This window comes from Microtetraspora fusca (assembly GCF_001570365.1).
Classification (GTDB): Bacteria; Actinomycetota; Actinomycetes; order Streptosporangiales; family Streptosporangiaceae; genus Microtetraspora; species Microtetraspora fusca.
This window is the reverse complement of the sequence record NZ_BBYK01000080.1, coordinates 42,544-61,253: the sequence shown is the minus strand read 5'-3', so window position 1 is coordinate 61,253 and position 18,710 is coordinate 42,544. Positions and strand designations below refer to the sequence as shown.

At 69.3% G+C, this 18,710-nt stretch carries 20 protein-coding genes; 9 read left to right on the top strand and 11 right to left on the bottom strand.

The features are described from left to right. Positions 1-351: 351 nt before the first annotated feature. Both AWQ68_RS45865 and AWQ68_RS41710 read right to left on the bottom strand, forming a co-directional pair. Positions 352-474: a hypothetical protein gene (locus AWQ68_RS45865; RefSeq protein ID WP_281217833.1), complete on the bottom strand. Its 123-nt coding sequence runs from the start codon at positions 472-474 to the stop codon at positions 352-354. Positions 475-535: 61 nt separating this feature from the next. Further along, a protein-coding gene (locus tag AWQ68_RS41710) for an IS5 family transposase (protein WP_218007206.1) occupies positions 536-1,377 on the bottom strand; the annotation gives its coding sequence in 2 pieces (ribosomal slippage) (positions 536-990 and positions 990-1,377; 843 coding nt in all). A gap of 359 nt (positions 1,378-1,736) precedes the next feature. On the opposite strand from AWQ68_RS41710, the gene AWQ68_RS36920 reads away from it, so the two are divergent. Then, positions 1,737-2,777, top strand: a complete 1,041-nt coding sequence (locus tag AWQ68_RS36920) for a phospholipase D-like domain-containing protein (RefSeq protein WP_169809060.1) — start codon at positions 1,737-1,739, stop codon at positions 2,775-2,777. A gap of 196 nt (positions 2,778-2,973) precedes the next feature. Here the strand turns inward: AWQ68_RS36920 and AWQ68_RS36915 are convergent, their stop codons facing one another. Genes AWQ68_RS36915 through AWQ68_RS36905 form a run of 3 tightly spaced genes read right to left on the bottom strand, consistent with a single transcriptional unit; the run spans position 2,974 to position 4,297 of the window. Next, a complete protein-coding gene (locus AWQ68_RS36915) occupies positions 2,974-3,315 on the bottom strand; it encodes a hypothetical protein (protein WP_157546339.1) in 342 nt (113 codons plus the stop codon). Beyond that, positions 3,312-3,704: an SgcJ/EcaC family oxidoreductase gene (locus AWQ68_RS36910; RefSeq protein ID WP_066950345.1), complete on the bottom strand. Its 393-nt coding sequence runs from the start codon at positions 3,702-3,704 to the stop codon at positions 3,312-3,314. The genes AWQ68_RS36915 and AWQ68_RS36910 overlap by 4 nt, the downstream gene beginning before the upstream one ends. Next, positions 3,701-4,297 carry a PadR family transcriptional regulator gene (locus tag AWQ68_RS36905; RefSeq protein WP_066950341.1) on the bottom strand — a complete coding sequence of 199 codons (597 nt, stop codon included), beginning with the start codon at positions 4,295-4,297 and terminating at the stop codon, positions 3,701-3,703. The genes AWQ68_RS36910 and AWQ68_RS36905 overlap by 4 nt, the downstream gene beginning before the upstream one ends. A 448-nt stretch (positions 4,298-4,745) precedes the next feature. Here AWQ68_RS36905 and AWQ68_RS36900 point away from each other — a divergent pair, with 448 nt between their 5' ends. The 5 genes from AWQ68_RS36900 (at position 4,746) to AWQ68_RS36880 (ending at position 10,855) form a co-directional block, all read left to right on the top strand. Then, complete coding sequence (locus AWQ68_RS36900) at positions 4,746-5,636, top strand: MurR/RpiR family transcriptional regulator (protein ID WP_066950337.1); 891 nt, start codon at positions 4,746-4,748, stop codon at positions 5,634-5,636. Between the two features lie 123 nt (positions 5,637-5,759). After that, on the top strand, positions 5,760-7,208 hold the full coding sequence (locus AWQ68_RS36895; protein ID WP_066950334.1) for an APC family permease: 1,449 nt from the start codon (positions 5,760-5,762) through the stop codon (positions 7,206-7,208). Then, positions 7,205-8,515, top strand: a complete 1,311-nt coding sequence (locus AWQ68_RS36890) for a type I glutamate--ammonia ligase (RefSeq protein WP_066950331.1) — start codon at positions 7,205-7,207, stop codon at positions 8,513-8,515. The genes AWQ68_RS36895 and AWQ68_RS36890 overlap by 4 nt, the downstream gene beginning before the upstream one ends. Continuing rightward, positions 8,505-9,689: an amidohydrolase family protein gene (locus AWQ68_RS36885; protein WP_084464819.1), complete on the top strand. Its 1,185-nt coding sequence runs from the start codon at positions 8,505-8,507 to the stop codon at positions 9,687-9,689. The genes AWQ68_RS36890 and AWQ68_RS36885 overlap by 11 nt, the downstream gene beginning before the upstream one ends. Further along, entirely contained in the window at positions 9,686-10,855 is a 1,170-nt protein-coding gene (locus tag AWQ68_RS36880) for a M20 metallopeptidase family protein (protein WP_245656472.1), read from the top strand. The genes AWQ68_RS36885 and AWQ68_RS36880 overlap by 4 nt, the downstream gene beginning before the upstream one ends. Before the next feature lie 347 nt (positions 10,856-11,202). Here AWQ68_RS36880 and AWQ68_RS36875 read toward each other — a convergent pair whose 3' ends face one another. Continuing rightward, on the bottom strand, positions 11,203-12,252 hold the full coding sequence (locus AWQ68_RS36875) for a helix-turn-helix transcriptional regulator (protein WP_066950358.1): 1,050 nt from the start codon (positions 12,250-12,252) through the stop codon (positions 11,203-11,205). A 173-nt stretch (positions 12,253-12,425) separates the two neighbouring features. Between AWQ68_RS36875 and AWQ68_RS36870 the strand changes: the two genes are divergently transcribed. The 3 genes from AWQ68_RS36870 (at position 12,426) to AWQ68_RS36860 (ending at position 14,373) form a co-directional block, all read left to right on the top strand. Then, complete coding sequence (locus AWQ68_RS36870; RefSeq protein ID WP_066950330.1) at positions 12,426-12,887, top strand: cupin domain-containing protein; 462 nt, start codon at positions 12,426-12,428, stop codon at positions 12,885-12,887. A 66-nt stretch (positions 12,888-12,953) separates the two neighbouring features. After that, the gene (locus AWQ68_RS36865; RefSeq protein ID WP_169809059.1) at positions 12,954-13,883 is read left to right on the top strand and encodes an AfsR/SARP family transcriptional regulator; all 930 of its coding nucleotides are present in this window, start codon (positions 12,954-12,956) and stop codon (positions 13,881-13,883) included. Positions 13,884-13,887: 4 nt separating this feature from the next. After that, the gene (locus tag AWQ68_RS36860; RefSeq protein ID WP_218007205.1) at positions 13,888-14,373 is read left to right on the top strand and encodes a cupin domain-containing protein; all 486 of its coding nucleotides are present in this window, start codon (positions 13,888-13,890) and stop codon (positions 14,371-14,373) included. Positions 14,374-14,610: 237 nt separating this feature from the next. Here the strand turns inward: AWQ68_RS36860 and AWQ68_RS36855 are convergent, their stop codons facing one another. The 5 genes from AWQ68_RS36855 to AWQ68_RS36835 form a co-directional block, all read right to left on the bottom strand. Further along, positions 14,611-15,723: an MFS transporter gene (locus AWQ68_RS36855; RefSeq protein ID WP_169809058.1), complete on the bottom strand. Its 1,113-nt coding sequence runs from the start codon at positions 15,721-15,723 to the stop codon at positions 14,611-14,613. A 64-nt stretch (positions 15,724-15,787) separates the two neighbouring features. Then, complete coding sequence (locus AWQ68_RS36850) at positions 15,788-16,120, bottom strand: bifunctional 3-phenylpropionate/cinnamic acid dioxygenase ferredoxin subunit (protein ID WP_066950318.1); 333 nt, start codon at positions 16,118-16,120, stop codon at positions 15,788-15,790. Next, a complete protein-coding gene (locus AWQ68_RS36845; protein WP_066950315.1) occupies positions 16,117-16,983 on the bottom strand; it encodes a VOC family protein in 867 nt (288 codons plus the stop codon). Before AWQ68_RS36845 ends, AWQ68_RS36850 begins: the two co-directional genes overlap by 4 nt. Positions 16,984-17,004: 21 nt before the next feature. Next, the gene (gene hcaB / locus AWQ68_RS36840) at positions 17,005-17,850 is read right to left on the bottom strand and encodes a 3-(cis-5,6-dihydroxycyclohexa-1,3-dien-1-yl)propanoate dehydrogenase (protein ID WP_066950312.1); all 846 of its coding nucleotides are present in this window, start codon (positions 17,848-17,850) and stop codon (positions 17,005-17,007) included. Beyond that, complete coding sequence (locus AWQ68_RS36835) at positions 17,847-18,641, bottom strand: alpha/beta fold hydrolase (protein WP_066950309.1); 795 nt, start codon at positions 18,639-18,641, stop codon at positions 17,847-17,849. Before AWQ68_RS36835 ends, hcaB begins: the two co-directional genes overlap by 4 nt. Positions 18,642-18,710: the final 69 nt, after the last annotated feature.

Here is an 18,710-nt window from a genome sequence, read left to right as displayed (position 1 = left end):
GAATGCCGGAAGGTGTCCGCGTCCGACTGGCTCAAGCGGCAATCCGGCTCCGTTTAGTGTCCGTCACCGCGCGAGCGTCCGCAGCACCCCCTCATCCAGACCCGACACCCAGAACGTCCACGTAACCGTCCCGTCTTAGTGGTGTAACTCAAGCCGATCATGCGAGGTCGGCGAGTATGGGATGGCAACAAATGTCGCCAGACTATGGGTGCTAGCCTCGATCTTTCACGATCTTCGCGTGGCTGGCTGACCTGAATCGGCAGGCCAGCGGGGGTGGTGTGAGCAGGACTGGGGGTAAGCATTCAGCCCCGGCGCATTCCAGTGTTGCATGATCGCTCTGCGTGACCGTCGCTAAGCATGTGTCACTGCGATCTTGGCCTGGGTCAGCTCGCGGCCTTCGCGGCGGGACTGGCTGGCAAAGTGGGCCAGCACCGCGACGACCGCGTCGGCCTGGCCACGAACATCGAGCAGCACGCGGCGGGGGGCAAGTCCAGAGCCGAAAGTCGCCGCTGTCTTAGAACTCCTAACAGAATGATCAGCGGACGAGGCGTCGCCAGCAGATGATGGCGGTGGCAAGGGTCATGAAGGCCTCGTGCATGTCGTCGCGGATCTCCCAGCGGATACGCAGGCGGCGGAACCAGTGCAGCAGGGCGATCGTCTGCTCGATCACCCACCGATGTGTGCCCAGGCCGGAGCCGTGCGGTGTCCCCCGGCGGGCGATGAGGGGTTTCACTCCCTTGGCCCAGACCATGCGGCGGTACTTGTCATGGTCATAGCCCCGGTCGGCGTACAACGTCTTCGGCCGCTGCCGGGGGCGTCCGCGCCGGCCCCGGACACGAGGGATGCCATTGAGCAGCGGCATGAGCTGGGTGACGTCGTTGCGGTTGCCGCCGGTCAGGCTGACCACGAGAGGTATGCCGTTGCCGTCGGCGATCACATGGTGCTTGGAGCCCGTCTTCCCTCGGTCGACCGGGCTCGGACCAGTTTTGGGCCGCCCTTGAGCGCCCGGATGTGAGAGCTGTCGATCACCGCCTTGGACCAGTCGAGCTTGCCGGCGGCGTGCAATTCGGCGAGCAGCAGCTGGTGCAGCTGTTCCCACACTCCGGCCTGATGCCAGTCCCGCAGCCGCCGCCAGCAGGTCATCCCCGACCCGAAGCCCAGCTCCTGGGGCAGGAACTCCCACGGGATCGCGGTGTAGAGCACGAACAAGATGCCGCACAAGGCCTTGCGGTCATCCAGCCGCTTACGACCGGGGTGACGATGCCGCCGCTCCACCTTCGGCAGCAGCGGTTCGATCCGCTCCCACAAGTCGTCCGGCACGATCCACGGCGGCTGTTCACCCTTCCTCACGAGCGGATCAACGATCAGCAGCCCCATGAGACACGGGCGGAGATCATTTTGTTAGGACCTCTTAAGCGCTACGTCGCTGGTGAACTCTTCAAGGCACTCACCATCAGAAATATCGGACGAGTTCAAGTTGCCCGTCACCCTCTTACACCACCAGACATCCGATCCCGCATCCGGCGGTTCCTCAGGCCACAGTGTCCTGGTCAACGCGCGCGTCGATCCCCAACCTTCACACCATTGTCTAGGCCACCCGGATGCATCCGGTATGCAAAAGACGTGGTCCAGTTGCGGTCGATGCGCGTTGCCTCGCTGTGTGCAGGAAACCACCGGCTTGACTGAGCAGCATGGGTGCCGGGAAGGCTCCGGGCGCCGTATACGGGGAGGCCACGATGAGCGATCCACACCAGTCCACGACCTACACCACCGACAGGCTGACGGTGTTCTTCCAATCCGCGCGCTGCGGGCTGCAGGCCGATCTGGGCGGGCATCTGGCCGGCTTCATCGCCGCCGCCCAGCAGCGGCTGGACGTGGCGATCTACGACCTTCGCGACCCCGGCGTCCTGACCGCGTTGAAGAATGCCGCTGACCGCGGCGTCGCGCTGCGGCTGTTGTACGACGCCGGGCCGGCCCAGCATGGCGGGCCGGTGGCCGATCCCAAGCCCGGCACCACCGGCGATGCGATCAAGCAAGCCGGTCTCGCCCCGTACGCCACCCCGTATCCCGAACAGGCCAGGCAGTTGATGCACAACAAGTTCCTCGTCCGCGATGAGACGACGGTGTGGACGGGGTCGGCAAACTTCACCACCGGCGGCCTGCAGCTGCAGGACAACAACTGCCTGACCATAACCAGCCCCGAGCTGGCCGCCGCCTACACCACCGAGTTCGAAGCCCTCCAGGCCGCCATGCCTCACGCGCTCGCCGCTGACCCAACCACCCCGATCACCATCGACGGCGTGCAGATCCAAGCCCAATTCGCGCCCGAAGCCGGCGAAGGCATCGAGGACCGCATCATCGCCGCCATGACCGGCGCCCAACGCCTGCGGATGGCCGCCTTCTTGGTCTCCGACCCTGGCATCCTGCACGCCCTGGCCGCGCTCAACACCGCCGGGGCAGACCTGGCCGGCGTGTACGACCCGGGCGGAATAGCCGATGCGCGCCGCGGCAGCCACCAAGACCCCGCCCTGTTCTGGTTCACCGACGACCCTCGTTTCGCCGCCGCACCCAGCCACCCCTACACCCCCGGCAAGGAACAAGACTTCATGCACAACAAAGTCCTGGTCATCGACGGGCACACCGTGGTGACAGGCTCCTATAACTTCTCGGAACACGCCGAAGCGAACGCCGAAAACACCCTCATCCTCACCGACTCCGCCCTCGCCACCGCATACGAGGCCTACATCGACACTCTCCTGGCCACCTACCACCTCTAAGGCTCCGATCATCTCCCCGGCGACAGGGGCTACGACTACCCGCACCTGCGGGCCTTCCTGAGCGAGAGAGGGCACCATCCCCCGCATCATGGGGCGAGGGATCAAATCCAGTGGGCCGGCGACTGGGGGCGCTAACCCTGGTGAGCGCGGCCCGGGGGCGGGCGTGGCCGGGATACGGCGGGACGCGCGAACCTCTTCAGCGGTCGCGTGGTTCTGGCTGGTCGGCAATGGTCCTCAGTAGCTCGGCGAAGCCTTCGCGTGTCTTGGCCGCGAAACCGATGAAGAAACGGTTGGCGAGCGGGACGGCCCAACGTCCCCGGGAAGCGATGTTGTACACGCGATGGGTCACCTGCGTTCCCTGGCCGCGGCGTTCCAGGGCGTACTCACCGCGATACCACCAGCTGCCCTGCAACACCACGACGTCGCCGTCGCCCGACGGCTCTGCGTAAGGACTGGACACCAGGGCTATGAGTCTGCGCCGTACCTCGGCTGGGGGCAGGGGCACGAATCCGGTCTCTTCGACGAGCGGTTTCGTCACGACGGCGCTCTCGGGGGCGTGACACGGGTGTTCTGGAACGAGGCGAATCGCCACCGGCCCTGGTTCCGCACGGCGGTGAGGGTGATGACGGACTGCTGCGTATCGTCACCAGGGGCGCCGCCAGTGGTCACGATGATGGCGACGTCGGAACGAAGGAACCGGATCTTCGGCGAGGTCCCGCCCGAGGTCAGGCGGGACCCTTTGAGTGGTCCTTCGAACAGGGCCCGGTGTCCCGTCTCGATCGCCGTACGGCCGGCCATGTTCTGGCCGAAGAAGGTGATGTAGTCGGCGTCCTCAACAAAAAGGTCCGCGTAGGCGGTGGCGTCTCCGGCGTTCCATGTGGTGACGAGCGCGTCGAGTAGCTCGTCCACCGATGATGTTCCCGTCACGGTCCCTCCAGGTTGGGTCGTCCCGCCGGCCCGGTGTCGTTCACCAGGCCGGACCAGTCCAGCTCGCCCGAGCGCAGGTCGGCGAGTACCCCGTGGAGCCATGCCAGCTCGGCGGCGTGCAAGGCCCGCACATACTCGGTCTCCAGCAGCAGCACTCGCGGCAGATCCAGCCCGGCCAGAATCGCGTCGGCGGCCGCAACCCTTCCCTCCAGCTCCGCAGAGCGGGTCCGCAGGCAGCGCTCGGCCTCGCCTACCTCGAGCACCCCGATCAGCGACAGCGCGGCATACATCACCGTGGTGTCGCGGTCGGGCCGTTCCAGCATCCGCCGCAGCCGGTGCGCCAGTTCCTGGCGTCCCTCGGTGGTGATGTCGTACACCGTGCGCTCGGGCGCCCGGCCTTCCCGGATGCTCTCCACCGGCTCGATCAGCCCATCCCGCGCCAGCCGCTCGACCGCGTGGTACAGGCTGCGCGGCAGCCCGGACACAAAGTCCTTGTGCGTGTCGATAAGGAATCGGTGCAGCTCATAGGGATGACGCGCCCTCTGTGCCAACAGAGCCAGCACCGTCGTTCCCGTCACGTCCCACCGCGCCATCTACACCCACCCTTATATAGCAACATGCACTATAGCAAGTTGCAATAGATGCCCAGTCAAGTCCTGCAGCAGCCCGCCGCGCCGGGGGACCGCTCGTGAGGCCGCTGGCGGAACCCCTCTGGAGACGGCGGCGGTGGCGGCTGGTTGCCTGCGGCTCAGCCACCTTGGCGCGGGTCGCCGGCGCGAGCCTGACCAGGGCTCCCCCGGCGTTGAGCGCGGCGTCGTTCGCCGCAAAGCAGTCGGCGATGTCCGTCTTGCGCCAGCGGGCGCTCGCAGCGGGCGGCCTGGTGACCTCGGCAACAGCATGGGGAACGGCGTGAAGCGCCAGCTGGTCCGTGTGCTTCGACTCGACTGCGGTCCCGAACGTCGCCGGGAGCCGCCCGGCCCGGCCGTGCGGCAGGCCAGAATGAAGCGGAGACGGCCGACACGGCGGAGAGGTGGCACCCATATGACCGGCGACAGCGGAACGGTCCGGCAGGACGGCGTCGCGGACGACCTGCTCTCGGTCGCCGAACGGGTACGGCGCAGCATGGAGGGCTCGTCGGCCGCGGAGCGCATGGTCGCCCGGGTGCTGCTCGCGAACTACCCGGCGGCCGGGCTGGAGACCGCGGCCCGGCTGGCAGAGCGCGCGGGAGTGAGCGCGCCCACCGTGGTGAGGTTCACCGCGCGGCTGGGATTCCAGGGATATCGGGCGTTCCAGCAGTCGCTGCGGGAGGAGATCGAGGCACGGCGCGCGTCCCCGCTGACGCTGTCGCAGCAGGTCGGGGACGCCGGAAACTCACTGCGGGTGTCGGCGGGCGCGACCTTCCGGCAGCGGCTGGACGAGACATTCGCCGCGCTCGCCGACTCCGAGCTCGACGCGGCCCTGGAGATGCTGGCCGACCCCGGGCGCCGGGTGGCGCTGATCGGCGGACGCTACTCCCACATACTCGCCGAGTACCTCGACCTGCACCTGCGGCTGCTGCGGCCGGGCACCCGCGTGCTCGACCCGCGGCCGGAGAGCCTGGCGGCGTTCTGCATGGACATCGGACGGCGTGACGTGGTCGTGGTCTTCGACTACCGGCGCTACCAGCGGGACATCGTCGAGTTCGCGCGCCGGGCGCGCGACCGGGGGGCGAAGATCGTGCTCTTCACCGACCCCTGGCTCTCTCCCGCCGCGGACGCGGCCGACATCGTGATCCCCGCCCGGGTTGAGGCACCGAGCCCGTTCGACAGCCTGGTGCCCGCGCTCGCGCTGGTCGAGACGGTCGTCGCGGGCGTCATGGCTCGTCTCGGCGAGGCCGGCGAGGAACGACTACGCCAATGTGACGACATCGTCGGAGATGTCACCGTCGGCTGACCGCGCGAGCGCGAGAACCGACGGAGCTGATGCAACAAATCTTTCATGGAGCCTTGTTTTCGTTCTTGTTGAAAGATAATTTTCAGCAAGCCGTAGTCGCGGCTACCCACCCCAGGAGCTGCCATGACCGATGACCTGCGCCCCCCACGCAAACTCCGCCTCTGGGAAGCCCTCGCCCTGTCCGTCGGGTTGATGGGCCCCACGCTCGCCATGGCCCTGAACGGTGCGGGCGTCGCCGCCACCGTCGGCAAGGCCGTCCCCCTCGTCTTCCTGCTCGGCCTGACCGGAGTCGCCCTCGTGGCATACGGCTTCGTCCGGCTGACCAGGCATTTCAACCACGCCGGATCGGTGTACGCCCTGGCCGGGGTCAGCCTCGGCCCGCGCGCCGGCTTCTTCGGCGGATTCGCCCTGCTGGGCACCTACCTCTTCTTCGCGGTCTGCACGCTCGCCTCGGCGGCGGTGTTCACCGAGGCGTTCGCCAGGGCGCTCGGCCTGTCATGGAACGTTCCCTGGTCCCTGGTCGCGCTGGTCGCCGGACTCGGCGTCTGGGCGGTGAACTCACGCGAGTCCCGCGTGACCGCCCGCACCCTGCTGATCGTCGAGGGCGTCGGCATCGTCGGCATGCTGTTCCTCAGCCTGATCATCGTGCTGCGCAACGGCACCGGCAACGCACCCGGCCACCAGACCCTCGACCTGTCGGTGTTCGGCTTCGGCGGCACGACGATGAGCGCCGTGGTGACCGCGACCGTGTTCGCTTTCCTGTCCTGGGCCGGATTCGAGGCGTGCGCCTCGCTCGGCGAGGAGACCGACAACCCTCGGCGCAATATCCCCCGCGCACTCGCCGGCAGCGTGCTCCTCACCGGCGGTCTGTACGTCTTCGTGATGTTCGCCCAGACCATCGGCTTCGGCACCGACGCCCAGGGCGTGGCCGCCTTCTCCGGCGCCGAGTCCTCCCTGTCGACGCTCGCGCAGACCTACATCGGCACCTGGTTCTCCCTGGTCATCGCCTTCACCGCGATGGCATCGGCGTTCGCCGCCTCCATCAGCTCGATCGCCGCGGCGAGCCGCCTCATGTTCGCCCTCGCCCGCGACGGCTTCGGCCCCTCCGCCCTGGCCCGCACCGACCGGCGGACCGGCGCGCCGACCGTGGCCCTGGTCGCCGCGCTCGCGGCCGCCCTGCTCGGCGACGGCCTCCTCAACGCGACCGGGGTGTCCGCCTTCGACTCCTACTACTGGTTCGCCACCCTCGGCGTACTCTGCCTGCTGGTCGCCTACGCCGTCGCCGGCGCCGGCGTCAGCGCCTTCATCCTGTCCGGACGAGGACGGATCCCCAAATACGAGGTCGTCATCCCCGTCCTGGCCATCGGCTACCTGTGCTTCGTCTTCTACAACCAGTCGGTCGGCCAGGACAGCCCGTACAACTACTTCCCCTGGATCGCCGCCGCCTGGTGCGTGGCCGGGCTGGTGACCGTACTGGCCGCGCCGGGCCTGGCCCGCCGCATCGGCGAACGACTCACCGCCGAGCTGACCGCCACCCCCGTCACGGCCGAGGACGCGGTGGTGCGGGCATGACCTCTCCTGTGACTCCCACCACCACACCCGCGCCCGCAACCGTCTTCGTCGCCACCTGCGACCTCGCCGCCCAAGTGCGCGGCCGTGCGGTACCCCCCTCCCGGGAGGAGGCGGTTCTGCGCTCGGGGACCGGCTGGGTGCCCGCCGACCTTGCGCTTACCTGCTTCGGACCGATCGCCGACAACGTGTTCGGCTCGACCGGCGACCTGCGCCTGCTGCCCGACCCCGCCACGCGGCTCGACGTGCCCGCCTCCGGCGGCATGCCCGGCACCCGGATCTACCTCGCCGACCAGGCACAGCCCGACGGCACGCCATGGGAGTGCTGCCCCCGTTCCTTCCTCGCCGCGGCGCTCGACGACCTGCGCGCCGAACTCGGCCTCACCGCGGTCGTCTCCTTCGAGCACGAGTTCACCCTCGCCGGCGTACCCGCCGCACCACCGTTCTCCTTCGAACGATTCCGCGCCGCCGAGCCGTTCGGCTCGGAGCTGGTGGCCCTGCTCGACCATGCCGGATTCGCCCCCGAAACCTGGCTCCCCGAGTACGGCGACGCCCAGCACGAGATCACGCTCAGCCCGGCCGAGGGCATGGTCGCCGCCGACCGCGCCGTGCTGCTCCGCGAACTCGTCCGCGACCTCGCCAAGCGGCACGGCCTGCGCGCCTGCTTCGCACCGATCCTTCACCCGGAAGGCAGCGGAAACGGCGTCCACATCCACCTCTCGTTCCTGGACGCCGACGGAAATCCCGCACTGTACGACCCGTCCCGGCCAGGTCGGCTGTCAGAACTGGGCGCCCGGTTCTCCGCCGGCATCCTGCGCCACGCCGCCGCCGTGACCGCCGTGACCGCGGCCAGCCCGGTGTCGTTCCTGCGCCTCACACCGCACCGATGGAGCGCGGGCGGGGTCTTCCTCGCCGAACGCAACCGTGAGGCGCTGCTACGCATCTGCCCGGGGACGGGACCGGACGCGGGCCACCAGCTCAACCTGGAGTACCGGGCCGCGGACGCCACGGCCAATCCATGGCTCGCGCTCGGCACGCTGCTGCGGGCCGGGCTCGAAGGCGTCCGCCGCGGCTATCCCGCGCCCGTCGTCTGGCCCGAGTCGGTGACCGAGGCCGAACTGTCGGCGATGCCGCCCCTGCCCCAAGATCAGGCCGAGGCGCTGGACGCGCTGGAGTCCGACCAGGTCGTCCGCGACTTCTTCGCCCCCGACCTGCTCTCCACCTACCTCTCTGTGAAGCGGGCGGAGCTGCGCTCGCTCGACGGACTGGACGAGACGGCCCGCTGCGAGAGGATCGCCGATGTCTACTGACCGGGCCCACCGGCCTTCCGCCGCGCACCCCACGGACGACCTGGCTCGGGCGATCGACGATCTGCCGCTGGTCGACCACCACGTGCATGGCGCGATCGACCACGACCTGACCCGCCGGCAGTTCGAAGAACTGATCACCGAGTCGGACCGCCCGATCCCCTCGTGGATGACGCAGTTCGACTCACAGGTGGGTTTCGCGATCCTGCGCCACTGCGCGCCGCTGCTCGACCTCGCCCCTCACACCGACCCCGAGACCTACCTCGCCCGCCGCGCAGAACTCGGCGCGACCGAGGTCAACCGGCGTCTGCTGGAGGCGAGCGGCATCGGGCACTTCCTGATCGAGACCGGCTATCGCGGCGACGAGATCCTCGATCCGGCCGGGATGGCGCAGGCGAGCGGCCGCCCCGCCGACGAGGTCGTCCGGCTGGAGGCCGTGGCCGAGCAGGTGGTCGCCGCCGGGACGGACGCGGCCGGGTTCGCCGACCGCTTCGCCGCCGCCCTCTGGGAGCGCAGCCGTACCGCACGCGGCCTGAAGACGATCGTCGCCTACCGCCACGGGCTCGACTTCGATCCACGGCCGCCCACGCCCACCGAGGTCGCGGACGCGGCCGGACGCTGGCTGCGCGCCGTCGAGAGCACCGGCCGGATCCGTGTCGACGACCCCGTGCTTCTGCGCCATCTGATCTGGACCGGTATCGATCGCGGCCTTCCGCTCCAGTTCCACATCGGCTACGGCGACCCGGACGTCGACCTGCGCCGCGGCGACCCGCTGCTGCTGAGAGGCCTGATCGAGCGCTCCGAGCCCAGCGGCGTGCCGCTCCTTTTGCTCCACTGCTACCCGTTCCACCGGAACGCCGGATTCCTCGCGCAGGTCTACCCCAACGTGTACTTCGACGTCGGCCTCGGCGTGAACTACACCGGCGCCCGCTCGGTCGCCGTCGTGGCCGAGAGCCTCGAGCTCGCCCCGTTCGCCAAGATCCTCTTCTCGTCCGACGCTTGGGGACCGGCCGAGCTGCACCACCTTGGGGCGCTGCTGTGGCGCCGGGCCATGACCCGCGTCCTCGGCGGCTTCGTCGCCGACGGCGAGTGGAGCCAGGCCCAGGCCGTATGCGTGGCGACCATGATCGGCGTGGAGAACGCCCGCCGTGTCTACCACCTCGGAGAGGGAACGTGACCGCGCCCCCGTCCCCGACCCTGCACGACCGGCTCAGGGCGGCCCTGCACGAGGAGCTGCCCGCCGCCTGCGAGCTGCGCCGCGTCCTGCACGCCGAGCCGCAGGTGTCCGGCGCCGAGGAGCCGACACGCAAACGGATGCTCGACGCGCTGCCCGCGGGCCCCGTCGAGCTGGTCGCCGGCGCGGGAGCGTTGGTGCGCGTCGGCGCGGACGGCCCCGCCGTCGGCGTCCGAGGAGAGCTGGACGCGCTGCCGATCGCCGAGGAGACCGGCGTGCCCTGGGCCTCGGACAACGGCGCGATGCACGCCTGCGGTCACGACGTGCATCTCGCCGCGCTGGTCGCTCTGGCCAGGGCGGTCGACCGGGTGCGCCCGCCGGTGCCGATGGTGGCCGTCCTGCAGCCGCGAGAGGAGACCTACCCCTCAGGCGCGCTCGACATCGTCGAGTCCGGTGCGCTCGCCCGCCACCACGTCACGGCCATGATCGGGGCACACGTCCAGCCGGTGCTCGCGGCGGGGCAGGTGGCCTGCACCCCCGGAGCGGTCAACGCGTCCTCCGACGAGTTCACCGTCACCGTCCGGGGCCGGGGCGGGCACGCGGCGTACCCCCATCTCACCCGTGACCCCGTTCCGGTGCTCGCGCAGATCGTCCTGGCCGCCCAGCAGCTCGTCAGCCGGGGCGCCGACCCGATGGTCCCCACCGTGGTCACCTTCGGGACGCTGTCGGCCGGGACCGCGCCCAACGCCACCCCGAGTCAGGCCACGGCCAGAGGAACGCTGCGCACCATGTCGGAGGAGTGGCGCGAGGCGCTGCACGAGCGATTCCGCCGGATCGCCGACGGCATCGCCCTCGCGCACGACTGCGAGACGACGGTGGAGATCATCCGCGGTGAGCCCGTCCTCCTCAACGACCCCGGTCTCGCCGACGACACCTCCCGCCTGCTCTCCGTCACCGGCCGTGCCGTCCCTGCCGTGCTGCGCTCGTGCGGAGCCGACGACTTCGCCTACTTCGGGTCGGCCGTGCCATCCCTGATGCTCTTCGTCGGCACCGACACCGCCACGGGGCTGCACACCCCGACATTCCTGCCCGGAGACGAGACCGTGGCCGCCGTCGCGGAGAGCCTGCTCGCGGCCTACCTCGCCGCCGCCTCCCAGATCGAACGGTGACGGGATCGAGGGGCTGACCGATCCGGGCGGCGGCCCCCTCGTCACCGGACGTGGGGGCCCACAGGGCCACAACCGCGCATGGAGCCGCTGCCTCAGTGCTGTGAGGGGAATTCCTGGACGCGGCCTCGCCGATGGCATCCCAGTCAGGCGGGCGAGGTCAGAACCCCTCGCGATCCACAGGCGGTTGCTCGCTGTTTTGCTCGGGGACACGGATCGACGGTCGGCTTGGGCCGAGGGCGTGGCGGCGTTCCAGCCCCCCTCCCGACGATCGAAGACGTCACCGAACGCGATCGACGCTCCATCGACGGCCTCAAGCACCTACGCCATCGATAGCTCCTGTCCCTGGATCAGGAACCGCGGAGACGACCGACGAGCTGGTTGCGACTGCGCACGCCGACCTTCGCGAAGATCGATTTGAGGTAGTCCTGAATGGTGTATGCCGAAAGATGCAACCGGTCGGCGATCTCGGCGGTGGAACGGCCCGTGAGGACCTCCTCGCACACCTCTCGCTCCCGCGCGGTCAGGACGTAGGAGGTCAGCATAATGCCGATCACCTCGTCGGCGGGCACCGGTTCGACGGTGATGAGCACCCGCTCGGCCGACGAGTCCAGGGCCATCAACTGCGCGGCGCGGAGCACGACCCAGGTCCCCGAGATGTCACGCATGCGGGCGTACGCCGTGCCCATAGGGGAACCGGACAGCGTGGCGGCCACCGCGTGCAGTGCGACGTCGAGCCAGCCGGGGCGTGTCGCCTGCCAGGCCTCCAGCCATTCGAGGGCGGCGGGCGTCGCGCCCGTGAACTCGCCGCCGGCACCGAGCACGATCACGACCGGGCCGCCGGAGCCCGCACTGGTGCCGGGCATCATGCTCCTGTTCGCCGTCCGCAACGCTATGCCGATCAGCGGAGCGACCGAGGCCAGGAAGTCTGCCTCGGCCGTGGAGAAGTCGGGTCCACCAGTGCCGCGCATCAGGCCGGCGATCCCCCAGCAGGCACCGTCGCTGACGAAGGACGCGCGCAGGTCGAAGGCCACCCCGATGGACTTGTAGAGCTCGTTGAAGCGGCGACTGCGCACGACCTGGCCGAACGGCAGGTCGGAGAGCCGGCCGATGGGGACCTGCCTCCGCGCCAGGTCGGCGAAGCTGTTGCCGTCAGAAGGACCGTACTCGATCTCGGCGAACAGCGCCTCCTGCTGTTTCGAGGGGTTGAGATCGACCGTCACCGAACCGGTGGGCAGCATGGTCTGCGGGTCCACGGCCGCCCAGCAGGTGGCGTCGTACGGCACGACCTTGCCGACCACGTCGATCGCCTCCTGCTGGACGTCGGCCGGGCTCAGGCCGGCCGCCGCGAGGGCGGATAGGGCGCGCCTGGCCTCGCGGGCCCGTGCCTGGTTCACCATGAACCCAGTATCGAAGAGTCCTCCGCCGGCCACCATCCCAGATTCCTGGGGTGCCGGCCGGGCGAGATCACCCCTTCGCCTGGGATGGAGCGCAACCGCACCTGGTTCTTAACGTGAGGGCGCAACGCAGTAGCACCGGGGACTGCGACCCCAGTGTCACAGAAGGAGATTCGATGTCCCAGCAGATTCACCACAGCCTTGCCGGCGAGGGCAGGGAGCTGTTCACGGTCGACAGCACCGCGACGGTGAAGGTCGGCGCGGAGCACACCAATGGTGAGTACGAGTTGTTCGAGATCGACGGCGAGCGAGGTAGCTTCGTCCCGCCGCACCGGCACCCCTGGCCCGAGTCGTACTACATGCTGCACGGCAGGATGTCAGTTCAGGTGGGCTCCAAGCGGTACGAGATGGGCCCCGGCGAGTCGATCACGGTCCCCACTGGTGCCGTGCACACCATCGAGGTGCGCAGCAAGGCCGCGAAGTTCCTGGCTTTCAGCCTGACCGACGGCACCGGAAAGCTCTTCGCCGACCTCGACGCGAACGTTCCCCCCGGGGGCGCGATGGAGGAACTGGCTCCGCTCATCACCGAGATCGCTGAGCGGAACCGGACCAGCTTCATCGGCCGTCCCGCGGAGTAACCCTCTCATTCAGGCCAGCCGAGGGAGGCCCCGGCCAGGGGCCTCCCGTCATTCATGGAGGAGATCATGGACTTCCGGCTACTCGGTGAGACGGCGGTGCTGGCGGCTGACGGCACGTCACTTGATCTCGGCCCCAGAAAGCAGCGCATGGTGCTCGGCGCGCTGATGCTCAGGGCAGATAAGACCATCGACATCGAGCGGCTCATCGACGTGATCTGGCCGGAGACCGCGAACAGTCGCGTCGCCGTGAACAGCCTGCATGCGTACGTGTCCAAGCTGCGCCGGATCCTCGAGCCGGGTACGGAGCGACGCGGCGACTACGAGATCCTCACCAGGCACTCCAGGGGCTACCGCCTGACCATCCGGCAGGAGTCCCTGGACATCGGACGGGTGCGCATCCTGGCACAGGAGGGCCGCAGGCTCTTCGCCGCGGGCCACAGCGCGCAGGCGTCGGCCCATCTGCGCAGGGCACTCGCCGAGTGGCGCGGGGCGCCGCTGAAGGATTTTCCCGACGGGCCATGGATCCGTGACGAGGCGCACTACCTGGCCGAATTGCACAGGGGCCTCATCGAGGACGCGGCGGAGGCGGATCTGGCTCAGGGGCTCGGCCCTGTGCTGGTCCCCGAACTGGGACGGCTGCTGGCGGCCTTCCCGTACCGGGAGCGGCTGCGTGTGCTCACCGCGCACGCGCTCTACCAGGCGGGACGGCAGGCGGACGCGCTGTCCCTCATCGCCGAAGGACGCAGGCAGATGGCCGAGGCCTTCGGTCTCGACCCCGATCCTCGCATCCGCGTGATGGAGGATCGGATCCTGCATCACGATCCCTCGCTCACGCCGCGGCACGTAGTCCGACTGCACGGCAACAGCTGTGCGAGGGGGCGGCGTCAGGCGACCACCAGGTTCACTCCGAAGGTGTCGGCAACGTCGCCACAGACGGGCACTCTACCGACGACGAAAGAGGCGCTGTCATATGTCACTACCTGTTTCATCCCATGATGTCGTGGTGGTACGAGAGGCGGAGACCGAGATCCTCACGACCGCCCAGGTGACCGGGCGACTGTATGCCGACAGCAGTCAGGTTGGAGGAGCTCTCAGTGCTCAGCGGATCACCCTCGGGCAGGGAGCCTCGGGAGCGTCGCCGCACCATCACACCAGGGCCAGCGAGCTCTTCTACGTCCTGCGGGGGGCGGCCGAGATCCTCACCGGAGAACGCGTCCTCACGGCGGAGCAGGGAGACCTGGTCGTGGTCCCGCCCCGCGCCGTGCACGCCTTCGCCGCCGCCCCCGGAACCGAGGCCGATCTGCTGATCGTCGTCACGCCCGGAATAGAGCGCTTCGAGTACTTCCGCCAACTGCAGCGCGTCGCCAAGGGCGAGGCCACCTTGGAGAGCATCCTCGAAGCCCAGGACCTCTACGACAACCACTTCGAGGAAAACCACGTCTGGCAGCAGCACCTTCTCCGGCGCGCACCGGGTTTTCGGGCTTGATGGTGTGTGCTCCCCCGCGCCCGGCTACATGATCTCCGGGTTGCGTCCACGAAACCCGGCGCAGTTCAGTGACCGGTGTGCCGGCCGTACAGACGCTCCAGGACGGCAGCCGCACAGCGAGCAACCGCACCGCCTGTCGCGTGTTCGCCTCGTCCACGCTGGATGCCCCGCGAAACTGGGTTTTCAGCGGGACAGGATTGACAGCCGCCCTCACGGACTCTGTGCCTACGCCATTTTTCAGCCGCCGTCGACACGGGCAAGCACGGTGGAGCCAACGGCCGACGCGGCCGCCAGCAACGCGCCCAGCAGGAAGGTGCCACCCGTGCCGGTCTGCGTGACCATCAGCCCGGCAACGGCCGGACCCGCGGCCTGGCCGGCTCTGCCGACCGTCCCCCAGTCGGCGAGCAGGCTCGTCCGGTATGGCTCGGTCGCCAGCCGTGCTGCCAATGTCTGCATGGATACCGAGATCAGCGTGAACCCGCTGCCGTAAACCAAGGCGGCGACGGCCACGAGCCACACCGAAGCGGTGGTCGCCGTGACGGTGAAGCCTGCTGTGAACAGCGCGAATCCGACGGCCGTCAGGGTCCATGGCTGCCAGCGCCGTAGCAGTCGGCCAGCCGTCAGGGCGCCGACGAAGGCCGCGGCGAGCGGCAGCCCGATCAGCACCCCCCGAAACTCCTCGGCGGACGGAAGGTGATCCTGGAGGCGGAGCGGCAGCACCGTGAAGCTGACACCGAACAGGCAGGCCAGGGCGGCCGCCATTGCCGTTCCAGAGCGCAGGATGTGCGACCTGAGCGGCCTCGGCAACGGTGGCACGGGGGAGGCGCCGCCGCGGGCTGCCGATCGCACATCGGGCAACCACAGTGCGACCACGCACGCCAGTGGGATCGCGAGCAGGCACGGAGCAAATGCCGCGCGCCAGCCCGCGGCGGCCGTGAGCACGCTGCCGGCCAGGGGCAGCAACGCGAGGCTCGCCATGTTCACCGCACCGTTGCGCCCCAGCGCCTTGGGCAGCGAAGCCGCCGCCGCCCAGTCGGCGACGAGCACCAGTGAAAGCGTGAGCAGCACGCCGGTGGCGGTGCCCTGGACCAGCCTCGCGGCCAGCAACGCCGGGTAGCCGGGGCTGAGCATGGCGGCCAGCCCGCCCCCCGCGAACACCAAGAGCGCCGGGACGAGCACGGCGCGGCGGCCCCAGCGACCGATCATGACGCCTGCCACTGGGGTGGCCAGCAGGGCAGGGGCGGAGGTAGCGGACACCAATAGGCCGGCGGCGGCAGCCGACACGTGCAGGGAGGCCGCAATGTCCGGCAACGCGGGCGAGACCAGTCCGGTGGCCATCGATGCGATCACGACGCAAAGTCCCGCCACCAACAGCCCTGGGCGTGGCCCCGAAGTGCCGCGGCCACGCCCAGGTTCACCGGAGGACATACACGAAACCGTCGCGGACGATCACTTGGTAGGTCGCCACCGGCTGTGTCGCGGGAAGGCAGAGCGCCCGGCCGGTGCGCAGGCAGAAGCGCGCGAGATGGTACGGGCATTCGACTGTCTCCCCGTCGACCCAGCCCTCCGCCAAGGAGGCGGTTTCGTGGCTGCAGGTGTCGGCGATGGCCAGCAGTTTCCCGTCCACGTTGAACACCGCGACCGGATCTCCGTCCGCCAACACGGCGACCTCGCCGGGGGGCAGGTCATCCACGGCGCAGACGCGGTGCTCACTGCGAGTGCGGCCGCCTGTTCCCGGTCCGCTCACTGCGTGGCACCGGCGGCGTGGTGCCCCCAGGCGCTCGGGCCGGTCAGTCTCGCGGGCCGCCAGGTCTGGTCATCCACCAGCAGACCACCCCAGCCGATCTCCACCGTGAACCCGGACGGGGTGGCAGCGTAGAAGGAGACCACGCCGTCGTTGCTGTGCCGGCCGAGCGACGCGGCCACAGGCGCGGCTCCGGCCAGACATCGGTCGTAGGAGTGCCCGACGTCGTCCAGCGTGCCCAGCTCGACCATGAAGTGGTGCATGCCCTCGTCCGCGCCGGCGTCGACCAGCGCCAGGCTGTGATGGCGCGGGTTGCAGTGCAGGAAGGTCACGCTGGTGCCGTGCAGGTCGAGCTGGTCAGTGAGCCGCATGCCCAGGAGGTCACGGTAGAAGTGGAGGGCTGCCTCGTAATCGCGAACGGCGAGGACGGCGTGCCCAAGGCCCAGCCCATCGGCGAGGAACGTGCTGCCCGTGGGCGAGGCGAAGGGCTCCGTCGTCGCGAGGGCGCCCCGGATCAGGTGGACCTGGTAGCCGCCTGGGTCGACGGTGTGCAGTAGCTGCTGCACGTCGCGACGCTCGGCCTCCTCGCGGCTCGCCTCCTGCACTGGGTAGCCGGCCTTCTCGAGTCGCGCCACGATCTCGGCCAGCTCCGACTCCTCGCCCACTTCCCAAGCCAGGTAGCCGAGCCTGTCCTGGTCGCCGACCGCAACGGCCAGCCGGTAGGTCATCCTGTCCATCCTTAGCCGCAGCTCTCCCGATGGCGCCGGGGTCTCCTGCATGCCGAGGACTGTGGTGCCGAACTTGCGCCAGGCAGCCGGGTCCCGGGTTTCCACGCCCAACTGTGCGAGCGCGCGGACACTGCCCATGATTGTTCTCCGATCATTTCGTTACAGATCGCTGGTGGCGGGCCTGTTGCCGCTGCCCGCCCGGTGGAAGACGCCGCGTACGCCGATCCCGCCGTCGGCTTCGATCACGGCTCCGGTCATCGCCTTCGCGCCTGAGCGGGAGGCGAGCAGGACGTAGGCGGACGTCATGTCGTCCACGGTCGGGACCATGCTCAGCGGCAGGGCCCGCGCCATCACGTCCTGCCATTCACCGGCCCGCGTGGAGATGGATGCCGAGTCCAGCCCAAGCGCAGTCGGCCCTGACAGCTCGGTGGCCATACCCCCTGGTGCGACGGCGTTGACCCGGATGTCCGGCGCCAGTTCATAGGCGAGCTGGCGCAACAGGCCGTGCGCCGCGTGCTTGGACGCGGTGTACAGGGGCCCGCCGCCGTCAGGGTGGAACGAGGCGTTGGACAGGGTCAGGATCAAGGAGCCCCGGCGGCGGCGGAGCGCCGGGGCCGCAGCCTTGGCCGCCAGCAGATATCCCTTGACGTTGGTATGGAACACCTCGTCGAAGGCATCGTCGACGGAATCGGCGGGGAGGCTGTCCAAGCTGGCCTGAAAGTCCCAGATACCCGCGTTCGCGACCACCACGTCCAGTCGGCCGAACCGCTGTCGCACCTGCTGGACCGCACGCTCGTTGTCGCCGAGCGAGCGGACGTCCCCGACGATGCCGAGTACTTCCGGCACCTCCGCTGTGAGCCTTTCCAGCCGTGTGACGGAGCGGTCGAACGCGGCGACGTGCGCCCCCTCTGTGACGAAGCGCTCCGCAATGGCCCGACCGAGCCCGGCACCGCCGCCGGTGATCAGGGTCACCTGTCCATCGAGCCAGCCCAATGGACGTGTCATGGTCGGGTGAGGAACTCGGTGACCAGGCTGTTGAACGCCGTGGCCCGCTCGGACTGAACCCAGTGCGCGCATTGAGAGAAGACATGCAACTCCGCCTGCGGCAGCTGCCGCAGCAGGAACATCGCCGCGTCCATGGGCACAGTCCGGTCGTCGCGACCCCAGACCAGCAGTACTTCGTGCTGCACCTGGTCCACCCTCCGCCACAGATCGCCTCGTTTGCCGGAGCGGAAGATCTGGTTCATGACTTCGTAGAACCGCATCGCCTCCGGGTCGGTGGCCGCCCGCAGCCGCTCATCGATGAGCTCGTCGCTCTCGCCCGCGCCGGCGTAGGTCATCACCTCGACCAGTTCCCGCATCTTTTCCCTGGTCGGGCCCTCATCGGCGTAGAACCGTCCCATCACCCGGTAGCCCTCGGACGGCTCGGGCGCGAAGAGCGGCACCCCGCCGCCGGTTCCCATCAGCACCAATCGTCTCGCGCGCTGGGGTGCTTCCAGGGCGATCGTCATCGCGGTCGCGCCGCCCATGCTGTTTCCGACGAAATCCGCCTGGTCGATCCCGAGCTCGTCGAGCACCGACAGCACGGCGCGAGCGTTGTACGGATTGAGCTCGGCGGGCGACGAGTGCGCCGGCTTGTGCGACCGCCCGAATCCGGGCTGGTCTATGACCAGCACCCGGAACCGCTGTGCGAGCGCCGGCGCATTGGCGCGGAAGTTGCTCCAGCCGGAGGCCCCGGGGCCGCCGCCGTGCAGCAGCACAACCGGCGGGCCATCTCCGATGTCATGCACGTTCATCGGTCCGACGCTGGTCGTGATCAGTGCGGCTGCGCCGTCAGCGGCAGCGGCTTGGGCCGGAGTCATGTC